Origin of the sequence: Chitinophaga sancti (assembly GCF_034424315.1) — a bacterium.
Classification (GTDB): Bacteria; Bacteroidota; Bacteroidia; order Chitinophagales; family Chitinophagaceae; genus Chitinophaga; species Chitinophaga sancti.
This window is the reverse complement of the sequence record NZ_CP139972.1, coordinates 5955896-5969969: the sequence shown is the minus strand read 5'-3', so window position 1 is coordinate 5969969 and position 14074 is coordinate 5955896. Positions and strand designations below refer to the sequence as shown.

The window sequence follows — 14074 nt, the reverse complement described above, 5'->3', positions numbered from 1 at the left end:
TTATACAGGGCACAGGTCATGCATCACCGGTTGTCGCCAAAGCGTCATCAGTTCAGCTACCAGGTGTTTATGTTTTACATCGATCTGGATGAAGTAGACTATCTGTCAGGAAAGCTTCGCTTCATGAGCAGGAACCGGTTTAACTTATTCAATTTCCGCGATCAGGACCATCTGCAGATAAGCACAGGAAACGTACGCGAGCAACTCCTTTCATACCTTCAACAGCAGGGCATTACAACACCGGTTGGCCGTATCATGCTACTGACCAATTTATGTACGTTCGGCTATCAGTTTAATCCGGTTTCGTTCTATTACTGTTATGATATACAGGGTCACCCTGTTTGTTCCGTGGTAGAAGTATGCAATACATTCGGGGAGCTAAAACCATATCTACTGGATAACACAACCCGCACCCGGAAAGGGTTTCGTCTGAACACAGGAAAGTACTTCTACGTCTCTCCCTTCTCAGATTTAGATACACAATTCGATTTCGATTTAGGCATACCAGGCGAAGAATTGAATATACGCATCGATGATTGTCACAAGAATGGAGAACGATTTCTAATCAGCACATTAAAAGGAGAAAGGAAACCATTGACAGATGGAATGTTGCTGTATTATTTTTTCAGCTTTCCACTGATTACGCTCAAGGTGATCTGGATGATCCACTGGCAGGCATTGCTACTATGGCTAAAGAAATTGCCTTATCACGCAAAGGCGGCCCACAAAGAGCTGCAGCGTGATCTGTACCGGCCTTACAAATCATAAATTCTATTTTTTCACAGGTGCACTATTAACAACAGTTAATGGTAACGGCACTCCTATTTATATACTGACATGCAAACAGGAACCCTTCCATATGCGAAAAAGAGTAAAAGTATCTACCAGGACCTGGTCTTGAAAGTAATGGTTGGTATGAACCAGGGATCGCTACACCTGACATTGCAGGATGGTGAGCAACTTACGATCGGAAATGGAGAGGGTGACATTACAGCAAATATCCGTATCCACGATGTGGCATTCTATAGCAGGATCTTATTGTACGGAGATGTTGGTTTTGGGGAAGCATACGTAGATGGCTTGTGGGATACAGACAATATTACCAATGTGATTAAATGGGCATTGCTGAATGTAGAAAACACGCCAGGATTATCAGGCAGCCAGACAAAAAAGTTTGTTTTTAATTTTTTCAGCTGGATCAACCGCTGGTATCATAACAGGAGAGCCAATACACTGAACGGATCACGAAAAAATATCTCTGCACACTACGACCTGGACAATGATTTCTTTGCAAGCTTCCTGGATCCGACAATGACGTATTCGGCAGCATATTATTATAAAGAAGGATTGTCTTTAGAAGAAGCACAGATAGCGAAATATGAAAGATTGTGCCGGCAGCTGCGCATCACAAAAGATGACCATGTGCTGGAAATAGGCAGTGGCTGGGGCGCCAATGCGATCTATATGGCCAGGACTTATGGTTGTAAAGTTACTTCAGTTACGATTTCACAGGAACAATATAAACTGGCACTCGCCCGTGTTGCAGCTGAAAAATTGGAAAACAAAGTGACTATTCTATTAAAAGATTACCGGATGATGAAAGGCTGCTTCGACAAGATTGTATCTATCGAAATGCTGGAAGCTGTGGGCCATGATTACCTGCCTGTGTACTTTACAAAATGTCATGAATTATTAAAGAAAGACGGGATCCTTGCTATACAGGTCATTACAGCACCGGATTCAAGATATGATAGTTTACGACAGGGCGTGGACTGGATCCAGAAACATATCTTCCCGGGGTCCTTATTACCATCAGTAGCTGCGATAAACAATGCGGTGAACAGAAGTGGAGATATGACCATGGTAGATTTAAAAGATCTGGGCCAAGACTATGCAAGAACATTGAAGGCATGGTTTGACGCCTTCAATGTTCATTTGCGGCCAGATATGAGCGCTGCATTTATACGCAAATGGAATTACTACCTCTGCTATTGCGAGGCGGCATTTGCCATGCGGAATATCAATGTAATGCAACTGGTGTATACCAGGCCGAATAATATGCGACGTTAATATGTATGTGGAGAATGAAGGCAACCTGTAATGGGTTGCTTTTTTCATTTACAGCGCATCAGGTACGAAGTTGATCTCCGACTCGTCTGTAAATGCTACATATACCCTCTTCCATGGCTGGTCATCTATCAGCTGCCATTTATGGCCGCTGCCTGTAGTATCCATCGCGATCAGGATATCGCCGGGTTGAAGCGTAAAGGTTTCGCCCGGACCGGTTTCAAACAACAATGTGCCGGATAGCGTAATTACATATTGTGTAGTGGGTGCCGGATGCCAGTCATAAAAACTATGCGCCGGTGTTTCGTTGAACATAATCGATGCAGCAGGATTCACCTGCAGGTTCGAGACGGTACCTACCTGTACATAAGAATGGCCGTCATTGCCTGTGTATAATTTGTACGCCCTGATCATAACTATTTAAACATTTTCCTAAATGATTCCAGCAATCTCACCGGCAATGATTTTGCCCTTGAGAAAGCTTTTTCCGATGCCTTACGTTCCTGTAGTATTTCTGCTTTGATCACAGGATCTACTTGTATAAAACGCGAAAGACGTTTGACTAATCTAACTCTTTTTCTTCTTACATGAATGAGCTGTATCAATTCTTCATCACCGGTTTCTCCCTTCAGCTCTTTCATTTGCAGCACAGGTACCGCGTTATTGCCTTTAATTTTTTCCATGTATCCATATCCTACCTGTTGCTTACTATGCACGCGGTAGCGGATCAATGGTTCCTCTATATATCCCAGCATCTTTGCATTTGCGGCAACCAGGGCAATCCATGCATCATGCCAGATCTTGTGCATTAAGCGGAAAGGCAGAATTTGCCCAAGACTTTCTTTCCTGAGCGCCAGCGTAGCGCCCGTTACGATACGGCCATGTTTTAATAAGTAACGCAGCAGGTCATCCTTTGTCTGTGCATATGCCCTGACAGCCGGCGTGAACCCTACCACATCCCACAATGTTGAAGGCAGCGAAGCACTGTTTTCATCCATGAACATAGCATTGGTAAATACTACTTTGTCCTGTGGATGGCTGTTAAAATAAGCCACGACCTTAGCAACCTTCTCCGGCATCCAATAATCGTCATGGTCACTCAGAAATATGATTTCACCCTTACTCTCTGCTAATGCACGCTCGAAATTCTTACGCGCTCCCATATTCTTTTCATTGCGGATAATGCGGAAGAGATCCGGATAACGCTTCACATAGTCATTTAAAATATCGATGGTCTGATCAGTAGAAGCATCGTCGATCACCACGATTTCATTCACGCGCAGTGTTTGATGAATGATGGTTTCCAGTTGTTCCGGAAGATATTTTTCACTGTTGTAGGTGCACATTCCGACGGTTATGATCACTGTTCTTTGTATTTGCTGCAATATATAAAAAAAGGGGCCGCTGGTACAGCGGCCCCATATCATTAAGCGACTTCTGCATCGGATATCTTATCCTGCAATTCTTTTACGGTCATATTATAAAGCACACTGTGCCTGTTGTTCACCCTTTGCACCAGGTGCACATGCGCAATGAACTGTTGTACGACGGCGATCTTATCACTCGGTGTTACTACCAGCAGCTGTAAATGCAGCTGCTTACACAGCTCCATGAGGTAAGTTGCCTTTTCTTCATCCTGGTTACTGAAGCTTTCATCTACCGCAATGAAGCGGAGACTGCGGGTATTTTTACCCTCTCTCGTAATACCAAACTGGTATGCTATCGCGCTACAGAGAATGGTGTATGTGAGCTGTGCTTTTTCCCCGCCTGACAATTGCCCCATCTGGCGATAGATCTTCTTGGACTCATTGGTAGTACGATACCTTTCGTCTGCCCAGAATTCAAACCAGTTACGAGCATCCATTACCCGGGAACGGTAAGTTTCACTTTCATCCAGTGCGGAGATCAGTGGCATTACCCTTTCCCTGAAGTGCGCAGCCTTCTCCTCGAAGGTGCTCTGCTGCCAGTTAGCCGCCTGTGGTAAGGCATCGAGTAAACGGCTTTTGAATTCCCTCACTTCGGTACCCGTTGGCACAGGGCGCTTCACCAACTGGATATAAGTATCCGGCAGACGGTTGAAGTTGATACCACTCAGCGACTGGTTCAACTTCTGGATGGTATTGGAGATATCACGTTCCCACTTCTCCATCTCTTCATTCAGCCCACCAATCTTGTAAGTGATGGTCACGTTGATATAGCTCTCGAAATCCTTCTTGAAACGGGGCAGGTTATCATTACTCAGTTTATCCAGCCATTCGATGTATTCACCCGCATTTTTCGCTTCTTCTGACATCGCGTGCACATCAGCACTCCAGTCAGGAAAACGCGCTAATAACTCAGGAGAAGGGTTTTTAAGACGATTGATACTGCGGTTCAGTAATACCTCTTCCTTATGGCTGGCATCCTCTGCCTGTTTCAGGTTTTGTTCCTTGCTTTCACGCAGGGATCTGTAGATGCTGTTGATATTATCCAGGGTCACTTCACTCAGTTGCTGGCTATGCTGCTGCTGGAACTCCAGGAGTGCATCCTTATCCGCATCTGTGATGTGCTGTAAGAGGTGCTGCAGGTTTTCCTGTTCTGTCTCCATATCGGAAATAGTACGTTGCGCCAGTGCTTCGTTCCTGATCAGGGTTGCCTGCGCATCCTGCACATGTGACTTTGAACGTTCGATGTCCTGCAGCTGTTCTGTCATTGCATCCAGTTCGTTATTCTCATCACGCATGGAAGCGATCTGCTCTTCTGCCTTGTGAATATTCTTCTGGATCTTAGGGATGTTCAGCTCTTCAAAACCCTTGTGTTCCTTTAAGCGGCCGGCAGCATAGAATTGCTTTTGCAGGCGTGCAGAACGGGTCTTGCAGGTTTGTAATATTTCAGTGCTGGATGTAATTGCTTCATTCAGCTTGTTACGTTTAGCAATCAGGGCTTCTTTCTTGCGGTCATTGTTCCAGCCCATTACATAGCGGGATTCATCGTTCCTGCCGGAGCGGTCATCCTTTTCATGACGATCCCTGTTCTTGATCAGGCCTTCGATCGTAATGGCCATATCGTAGCGCTGCAGCGACTTTTCATTCTCTACACAGGTGTAGTTGAAGTGCTGGATGATCTGCTGTTCTACCCACGCTGTGAGCTTGTGATCAGGATGGAAATCCAGTTTATCATAAACGGTGTTTTCATCCGGGTACAGTTCCAGCGCTACTTCCTTGATCTGGTAGTAAACCAGGCGGGTACGCATGTTATTGTTGTTCACATAACTGGTTACCTTCTTGTAATGCTTGTCCGGTACCAGCAGGCGCAATGCAAAGGAATGCAGCAGTTTCTCAATCGCTGGCTGCCAGTGCAGTTCTTCAGGCTTTACCTGGATCAGTTCCCCTGCAAAGAGGATCTCTCCCTCATCTATGCGCAGGGTATTGCACATCTCTTTGCGCAGGGCAATCAGGTGAGAAGGAATGTTGTTCTTAGACTGGTGCAGGAGCTCTATTTCCTTTTCCAGGCCGTCCTTTTCCCCGTCTGCTTTTTCTCTTACACGCTTGGCACTGTATTCATCTTCTTCGTTCAGGCGCTGCTCTGTTTCCAGTTTCAGCGCAGCACGGCCGGCTTCTTTCAGGAGACGGGTGTATGTCGCTTCGTCGTTGATCTCATTATCCTTGATGTGCAGGGTTTCACACCAGTTGATGAACTCCTGCAGGTTCGCTTCTGCTGCTACTCTTTTCTGCCGCAGTTCTTCGATGCTCTTTTCCAGCTGAGCCATCCGCTGACCCGCCTTGTTCTGCTCCAGCATATTGCGGGTAGTACGCTCCTGCTCCAGCAGTTCATTCATCTGTCGTTTGGACTCTTCAATATTGCGGAGCAGCGTTTTTACCTCCTCGCGTTTCTCCACTAAAGCCTGCCCCAGCAGCTGACTACGGGTAAAACTATTCCAGATGGTTGCTGTATTCAGGTCCTGCTTGTAAGCGGAGATCTTCGCAGAGAAGTTAGCAAAGTTCGAATGATGTTCCTTGATGGGTTCCAGCATGCGGATCTGCTCTTCTGCCTTTTCGATGTTACGTTGTGCATCGAGCAGTGTAGTCAGGTGCTTTTTCAGTTCCTGGAACTGCTCTTCCATGTTACGTGGCTCCAGCATGTTGGTCCGGATAAAGTCATCCAGGTTCCCCAATACCTTGATACCTACGGTCTGGTTAAAAAGCTGTAATGCCTGGATACTCTGCATACCCAGGGCATCCACCAGCCGCTGTGCATATTTGCTGGCGGCATCAAACCATTCTACCTGTTTGCGCGCACCTTTGTTGTAAAGCTGATCGATCCGTTTTTTCCACTGGCCACCCAGGTCGAAAGGACGAAAGTCCTCCGCAATGTGCATTTCCCTGTGGGCCACACCAAAGATCTTTCGCATATCGCCATTCACGAAGTAACGCACCTGGAAGATGGTAACGAACTGCTCTGCTTCGTTGGCAAAGTTGGCCAGCAGGATGCTGTAGGCTTCGTCTTTGTTTTCGCGCAGATACAGGGTTTTGGTTACACCCGTTGCCTCGTTATTGATCATACCATAACCTCCCATCACATAGGAGTCTTCGGTACGGTCACCTTTCTTTTCACTACCACTACTCTGGTTGTAAAAACGATATTTCTTTTCCGGCACCATCAGGGTGAGCAGGGCATCGATAAAGGTGGTCTTGCCACTACCATTGGCACCGGTGAGCAGACTGGTCTCCCCTTCTGGCCTGATGGTATGGATGTGTTCATCAAAGGTTCCCCAGTTGAACACTTCCATAAACTGCAGGCGGAAGCCGGTCTTTTGACTATCTGTACTGAATACGTTTAGTTGCATTGGATTCATTGGTTTTTCTTACTCCGCTTCCACAGGTATTTCCTGGTGTGCGAGCAGTTGTTGCTGGAATTGTTCCAGCGCTTCGCTGTCTACTTTAGCTTTGATGATCTTCCTGATGCGGAACTTCTGTTCATCGATCAGGTCATGGTTTTCAATTTTTTGCAGGAACCCGTTTTCTTCCACTTTGTCTATCAGCCTGTCTATATCCCTGAGGAAACGGATACGGCTTGCGCCTTCCTTGAAGAACAGCTCTGCATATTCCTTGATCTCCCGTCTCTTTTTGATCAGCTCACGGGAAGAAGAATCACTGATTTCGAACTCCGCCATCATCTCACGCAGGAGTACCAGCATGATACTTTCTTCGTAGCTGAAAGAACGGCGCTGTACCCAGCTCACGTAGGCTTCTTCGTCTTCTGACATGGCATGCTTTACAAATGCATATCCATCCTGCTCATCGAGTACCAGGGTAAGCCCCAGTTGCTGGAGAAAGATGATCAGTTCCACCTTGTATTGCAACAGTTTCTCCCAGGCACTTTTTTCTACGTATTCTACGGGTCCTTTGAGCAACTTGACTACTAAGGAAGCGTAGGGTAATATTTTGACAGGTGTACTCATACTTGTTTATTTTCCGAATAAAAGATAAGGTACTTCCAAAAAGCGGGTCTGTTCCGCATTGAGGGGTATTAGTTCTGTGGTGTTCTGCACGGTGTATGCCTTACCGCCTTTTTCCCTTACAAAGTCGTAATAGCTGATGATCTCAGCGAGACCATATTCCAGCGGGGAGGCTTCCAGCACTTCCTTGAGCGTGGCGGTCTGCTTGTCTTTCAGTACGCTTTCCACTTTTGTCCACAGGTATTTCTTGTTGATGTGCGAGGTATTGAGCAGGCGGCTGAAGCGTGTCATATCCTCAATCTTTTCAGTAGCAGTGGCGGGTTGCTTTACTTCTGCGATTGTTTTCTTCTGGTCCAGGGTGAGCTTACGTTCCAGGATCATCCTGATTTCAGCACTATCGTCGATGCTGATGCCGGCTTCCACCTCGGCTTCTTCTTCCTTGAAACCGAATACCAGTTCTTTGATGCTATTGATCTGCTTACGCAGGCGTCGATGGCGTGCGATCTCTTTTTCAGAGATGATGCGGCTTAGTTTTTCTGCCATCTTATCGTTGGCATCGTATACATTTTTCCCCTGTTCCAGCAGCAATGATTTGATGTTGGTCAGGAAGGATTCATCGGCCTGTATGCCTCTTTCGTCTACCAGGTGCATGAGCTGTTCGGAGAGTTCACGCCATTCTTCCTGTCCTGCACGGGAGATGAGGAAGTCCCAGAAAGCATAGAAGCTCTTACCCTGGTTGCTGTTACGCAGGGAATCGTAAGCTTCGAATGCGAAGCCGATGATGGCTCCTTTGCTTTGTTCAGCGCGGGTATGCTGTTCAACGATGGTGCGGTGAATCTGTTTGAAATTGTCTTCTACCTCGCGGAAATCGCTGATCAGTTCATAGCAGAGACGGGTAAAGAGTTCCAGTCGTTCCTGCACCTGGGCATTGTTATACCTGTCCGGGGTGATACCCAGTTCCAGGGCTTTGATCTCTTTATCTATTTCCGCGCGCTTATTTTTCAGGATTTCCAGTTTCTTGCCCCTGTCGTCTTCGGTGTTTTCCACAATATCGCGAAGGGAGTTGAAGAGGAGTTTGAACCGGCTTTCGGTACCTACGTGCTGGCGCAACTGTAGGGTCTGCATCCACTGGAATACTTTTTCAGTATAAGCACTCAGTTGATAGCGGGTATTGCCTTCGGCATCCGGCAGATCCTGGAGAATGCGTTTCTGTACCCAGTTGAGAATATATTTTCGGCTACGTGTTTCTTCATCTTCACCAAAGTTGATCCTTGCTTCTTCCAGGTCTTCCACGCCGTCTTCCTGTAAGCTGAGCGTTTCGGCCAGCATTACTACCAGCTGAGACTCAGGGATAGAGAAACGGTTCTCTTCCTTGAACACGCTGTACAGGAAAGGAAGTATCCAATGTGTGTTGCGCAGGCGCAGCATCTGGATAGCAGGTGAAGAGGAAATGAGCCAGAATAAATCGTCTTTGTTCATAGAGGGTGCAAATTGTAGAAAAAAAAGGAGTGAACAAAGAAGGAGTTACCCCCATGAAATGGGGAAAAAAAGAGAGGGTTGAAGATACTAATAAATGCCTTTTACACATATTAGTATCTTTTCTATAACTAATTGAATATTATTGCTTTTCTACAGCCTTTAATCTTGCTTCCATGGCATCCATCTGTTTTTGCTGCTGGATGATGTAAAGTGTGAGAAAGCCGGTACCATTAAGGTATCCCAATTCCAAACCTGCCCCTGATAGGGTAATTGGCAGCACAGCACCTGTGATTTGAATGAGATTTGGAGTGGTATTGCCTGTGGCTGTAACATCTTTAAGGGTTTGGCCCCGGGCCAGGGTAACAAAAGCGGAGCTAGCCAGCGCCGCCAGAAGGATTCTTTTCATGGTATAAATCAAATTTTAAATTACCGGGTAATCAATGCCGAATACATATCTCCCTGCCCATAGGCCGAAGGCCGCTCACCTAATTTTACTATCTTCCGGTTAGGGAAAAGGGTTGGCAATTTGCTATAACTTACTGGGAAAGGCACCCAGGTCGGTACAGGCTTTTCTATATCGTACTCAATTACAATGAGTGAAGAAGTATAAAATGAAAGTTTTTGTATAAATGCAGGTTGATCCCGCACATAATGCAATGAATTAGCCATCAGTATCCCATCTATCTGCCCAAATGGCAAAGGATCAGACACAAAATCAAGGTCAAAAATCTGTATCCCATGCCCTGCTATCCTTGTAGCCGGCTTATGATCTATTGCATAAATCGTGCTTCCCTCCGGCATGTAATGAGCCAGTGCCGTTGAAAACAAGCCACTGCCGCATCCCAGGTCAGCCCATTGACTGATAGGCGCCTGTTGCAACACTTCGCATTGTATAAACTGGATGGCTTCGGGTAACTGCATGACTAAAGGCTATCTGTATTCAACATGGCTTTGAGGATATTTGCTTCTATGTCCACATCACTGAGATTCTGCAGGAAATTCACATCATCGATCTTATTGTGATAATCCGATATCAGCTTTTTAATATCAGGCGGGATCTGTGTTTTCACCACACTGGCAGTACTTAACAGCTGGTCGTTCTTATCTGCTATTTCCTGGATAATCTTAGCTTTCTTGGAAATATTGTTGTGCAAATCAATGCCTGACAGATCTGCCAGTTCGATGAACAAGAATAAATTGCGGGATGGCACAAACAAAAAGTACCTGTCTACACCCACGATATGGTATACTTCCATGATCAGGCTACCTGCCGTTAACCCACAATAGAATTCGCTTTTGAACTCCACCTTGTTCAGAATACCCAGGAGCTTTCTGTGGATAGTAGCGTATGCATTGCGATATACTTCTGCAGGATTGTAGTCTGTGATCTTTTCTACCAGGTCGAAAGGTATATCGAAGAAGAAATCTGCCGCAAAGCGGGCACTAAAGGCATTGATATTTTTAGAGAAAGGAGATTCATCCTTTTCCTCTGATAATAACTGGAAAAGCCGGCGCAGGGACTGGTTTACTTTCAGTGCCTGTCGCTGCTTTTCCAGGTTATAACTTTGTTCTGTGAATACGTTGCTATTCAGCTTGTCTATAAGGTCTCTGTTGAGCTGGATCTCATCGTGCAGGATGAGTACATTCCGCTCGTTGGCAATCTTTATCTTCCTGAGCAGTTCGATAATCGTCAGGGAATACTGAACATGGAAAAGTTCCAGTTTATTCACATTCAGGTCCGTATTGTTCTCAAATAACTTATGGATCACCTGCGTACGCAGGAAGATCTTATAGATTATTTCATCTTCAAAAAAGGTTGACAGCAATTGTAATTTGCTGACCGTTCTTTGTGACTCACTTAATATGACGGCCCGGTTCTCCTCCATTAGCTAGCGTTCCTTATACGTTGGTGACGTTCTTTCTCAGTTCAGTTTCAAGTGACTGCAATTCTGTATTCAGTTGTTTCCTGTTTTCTGTACCCTGATCATGAATACGTTTCACTTCTGCAAGTGTTTCGATCAGGGAAGAAGTAGTACGTTTCAGTGTTTCGATAGATACTACGGTACTTTCATTCTGCTTAGCAACTTCAATGCTGTTCTGTTTCAGCATATCCGCATTCTTCTGCAGGATGGTATTGGTAGTATCCGCTACTTTCTTCTGCATTTCCACATTCGCCTTTTGTCTTTGCAGGGCAACGGCGATTGTCAGCTGGTTCTTCCACACAGGGATGGTGGTAGATACAATTGACTGTGCTTTCTCAGCGATGGCAGTGTTGTTGTTCTGCACCACTCTGATCTGCGCCAGGGATTGCATCATGATGAAGCGTACGATCTTCATATCGGCCAGCCGCTTGTCCAGTCGATGCAGGAACTCACGCATATCAGAGATTTCATAATCCTGGTATGCACTTGGGTTACCTTCCATTTCAGCCAGCTTAATGCTCAGCTGATTGTATTTATACTGACCGGAAATGATCAGTTCTTCCATCTGCTTAATGTAGTTCACGTTGTTATCAAACATCGTCTGCAGGGCAGTATTGTCCTTCAGGGAGTTGATACGACCCGCTTTGATCTTATTCGTGATCTTGTCTACATTGGCGATTACAGTATCGTATTTCTGGAACATGGCCTTCACGTCTACTACCAGCTTCTTGAAGAAGGGTATTTTTGACAGGAAAGACTTAACGCCGCCCTGTTCCAGTTCATCTACGTCTATATAGTTCAGTTCTGTAAGCAGGTCATTGATGTGGCCACCTACTTCACCGGAGTTGAAAGTACGTACAGAAGTCAGGAAGTCGTTGCTGTACTTATCCATGGATTTCTCCACTTCAGCACCATAGTTCAGGATGGCGTTTACATCACCCGGTACAAGGGATTTGCTGACCTCATCGTACTTCTTAGTTTCGTCCGATGTAACGGTGGTGAGGTCTACATTCCCCTCCTTGTCTATATGCGGGGTAGCAATGACTACATCAGTTGTTGTATTTGCATTGATATTATCCATTAGCAAATTATTTAGTCTATAAGTATTGGCGGGTTACCGTATCAACAGTTTCCTGCAATTTTCTGTCTTTGGTAGCTTCTCCGATGGCATTGAATTTCCATTCACCATTCTTTTTGTAGAATACGCCCATTACCATAGAAACATGTCCGGCAAAGGCGGCATCATGTGCAATGTCATACTTGGCAAATACCTCAGTCACCCTGCTTGGGGTACCTTCGTAAATGCGGATAGATGCAAATGGAATGGTGCCGAAATCCTGTCCTCTGAAACTATTGAGCACAAATGCCACATAGCTTACGTTCGGATTGAGGATAGAGAAATCCAGTGTGATCACCTCGTTATCCAGGCCATCATTACCGTTTACATCACCCGTGAGGTCGTCACCGCTATGTTTTACAGCCCTGTCTTTAGATTGCAAGTTACCAAAATAGACAACTTCAAGGGCCTGTTTTTGCTCGTTATATAATACGCAGCTACCATCCAGGTCTACAGCTTCTTTGGTTTTGCTGAGTCCGAATAATCCTTTCTTTTCAATAGCGCCCCAATTGATACCCACACAGATTCTTTCCAGTTTGGTACCATTGCTTTTTTCGAGGGAAATGCGTTGTCCTTTCTGTAAGTTAATAGCCATGTTGATTAGTTGTATTTATTCAGATAATCCTGTAAACCGCCTTTCATACCGGCACCTACAGCTTCAAATTTCCATTCATTGTTCCTCTTGTAGATACGGCCAAACTCAACGGCTGTTTCGATAGAGAAATCTTCTTCCAGTTCGTACTTGAGTAGCACCTGGTTGTTGGATGAATCAACAATGCGAACATAGCTGTTCCTTACCTGGCCAAAGTTCTGCCTTCTCTGTTCTGCTTCGTGGATCGTTACTACCACGCAAACTTCAGTCACATTCGGATCGATTTTGGACAGGTCTACATGGATCTGTTCATCATCGCCGGCACCTTCACCAGTCAGGTTATCGCCAGAGTGCTCTATGGCATTATCCGGAGATTTCTTGTTGTTATAGAATACAAAATGAGCGTCTGAAAGGATCTTTTTATTTTCTCCGAGAATGAATACAGATGCATCCAGGTCGAAGCTGCTGCCCGTGGAAGAGCTATTGGTGTCCCAACCCAGCCCGATTGTAAATTTAGGCGCATTGATTGCCTCTCTTTGTCCTTTTTGAAGGTTAATTGCCATTTTCTAAGCTTTTATATTATTTGTCGGATATATACATCTTTTAACAAAGCCAAGGTTGCGGGCGTAAGCGTCAATAGTATGATACCCATTGCCCAGGGCCATGTTATACAACAGATTAATAAATGTTTCCGTTTGATTTTGTATAAAAATGCAAAACGAATCGTAATCATAATTGAGGATGTACTTGACAATCCTCGTATTGATAAAGAAACTATCACCCCGTATTATCTTCTCCAGGTCGAATATAGACTTTACATGATGATAATTCAGCTGGTTCTCGATATTCGGATGAATAGCCGGATTAGCCAGTTCTGCAAAATACAGGAGGTAAATATCATTCTTTAATTCGTATTCCTCCACCATCCGGAGAATCATTTTTTCATGACTGCCCGTAATTCGGATATCATCCAGGAAAATTACGGTTTTTCCTTCCAGGAACGCCCTGTCGATATGGAAAGAGTCATTACCAATGAGATGCAGCCGCTGAGCAGCATTCAATTCACCGTAATCCTCCTTGTAAGTGATCGTACGGTGTACCTTCGTTTCCTGGACAACCGGATAACCTTCTTCAGCCAACCAGCTGTTAAGCCGGAACACGAAATGATTCTTCATGGCAAAGGTAGCAGTAGGAATGAATGCGTATGGACTGGAAATAACCACCAGTTGCTTTTCCAGGCTTATATACTGCAGGTGATCCCTGATAAACCCTTCTGCAAGGGCAGTACCAAAATCCCTGGCCACCATGTCATCTCCAAATTTAAAGCGGCTATAGTCATCGGGAGAGAAACCGAAGCTATCAGGATGATGGATCTTATGTAATGAATAGGTAAATGTCATTCGTTTAACAAACTTTTTTTGTTCATAAGGTAAATGCAATACAGTCAACGCCCGGTTTGG

Annotated in this window: 14 protein-coding genes; 2 read left to right on the top strand and 12 right to left on the bottom strand. The window is 45.2% G+C overall.

The features are described 5' to 3' along the window. Positions 1-18 precede the first annotated feature (18 nt). Entirely contained in the window at positions 19-768 is a 750-nt protein-coding gene (locus U0033_RS23375) for a DUF1365 domain-containing protein (protein ID WP_326980842.1), read from the top strand. A 69-nt stretch (positions 769-837) separates the two neighbouring features. Further along, positions 838-2070 carry an SAM-dependent methyltransferase gene (locus U0033_RS23370; protein WP_072365725.1) on the top strand — a complete coding sequence of 411 codons (1233 nt, stop codon included), beginning with the start codon at positions 838-840 and terminating at the stop codon, positions 2068-2070. Between the two features lie 48 nt (positions 2071-2118). On the opposite strand, the gene U0033_RS23365 is transcribed toward U0033_RS23370, so the two are convergent. The 12 genes from U0033_RS23365 to U0033_RS23310 all read right to left on the bottom strand — a co-directional run bounded on the left by U0033_RS23365 (position 2119) and on the right by U0033_RS23310 (position 14014). Then, positions 2119-2481, bottom strand: a complete 363-nt coding sequence (locus tag U0033_RS23365) for a cupin domain-containing protein (RefSeq protein WP_072365727.1) — start codon at positions 2479-2481, stop codon at positions 2119-2121. Between the two features lie 2 nt (positions 2482-2483). Next, complete coding sequence (locus U0033_RS23360) at positions 2484-3413, bottom strand: glycosyltransferase (RefSeq protein ID WP_322518440.1); 930 nt, start codon at positions 3411-3413, stop codon at positions 2484-2486. 80 nt (positions 3414-3493) lie between these two features. Then, positions 3494-6892, bottom strand: a complete 3399-nt coding sequence (locus tag U0033_RS23355) for an ATP-binding protein (protein WP_072365783.1) — start codon at positions 6890-6892, stop codon at positions 3494-3496. Between the two features lie 18 nt (positions 6893-6910). Next, positions 6911-7507 carry a DUF4194 domain-containing protein gene (locus U0033_RS23350; RefSeq protein WP_072365731.1) on the bottom strand — a complete coding sequence of 199 codons (597 nt, stop codon included), beginning with the start codon at positions 7505-7507 and terminating at the stop codon, positions 6911-6913. A gap of 6 nt (positions 7508-7513) precedes the next feature. After that, complete coding sequence (locus U0033_RS23345; RefSeq protein WP_072365733.1) at positions 7514-8983, bottom strand: DUF3375 domain-containing protein; 1470 nt, start codon at positions 8981-8983, stop codon at positions 7514-7516. 139 nt (positions 8984-9122) lie between these two features. Further along, positions 9123-9389, bottom strand: coding sequence for a hypothetical protein (locus U0033_RS23340; RefSeq protein WP_072365735.1), 267 nt, complete (start codon positions 9387-9389; stop codon positions 9123-9125). A gap of 20 nt (positions 9390-9409) precedes the next feature. Beyond that, entirely contained in the window at positions 9410-9904 is a 495-nt protein-coding gene (locus tag U0033_RS23335) for a class I SAM-dependent methyltransferase (protein WP_072365737.1), read from the bottom strand. Positions 9905-9906: 2 nt separating this feature from the next. Beyond that, positions 9907-10869, bottom strand: a complete 963-nt coding sequence (locus tag U0033_RS23330; protein WP_072365739.1) for a hypothetical protein — start codon at positions 10867-10869, stop codon at positions 9907-9909. 13 nt (positions 10870-10882) lie between these two features. Beyond that, on the bottom strand, positions 10883-11986 hold the full coding sequence (locus U0033_RS23325) for a toxic anion resistance protein (protein WP_072365741.1): 1104 nt from the start codon (positions 11984-11986) through the stop codon (positions 10883-10885). Between the two features lie 16 nt (positions 11987-12002). Beyond that, positions 12003-12617 (bottom strand): TerD family protein, encoded by a 615-nt coding sequence (locus U0033_RS23320; protein WP_072365743.1) that lies wholly within the window; start codon positions 12615-12617, stop codon positions 12003-12005. 5 nt (positions 12618-12622) lie between these two features. After that, positions 12623-13177, bottom strand: a complete 555-nt coding sequence (locus U0033_RS23315) for a TerD family protein (RefSeq protein WP_072365744.1) — start codon at positions 13175-13177, stop codon at positions 12623-12625. Between the two features lie 3 nt (positions 13178-13180). Continuing rightward, entirely contained in the window at positions 13181-14014 is an 834-nt protein-coding gene (locus U0033_RS23310) for a phosphoribosyltransferase family protein (protein ID WP_072365746.1), read from the bottom strand. Positions 14015-14074: the final 60 nt, after the last annotated feature.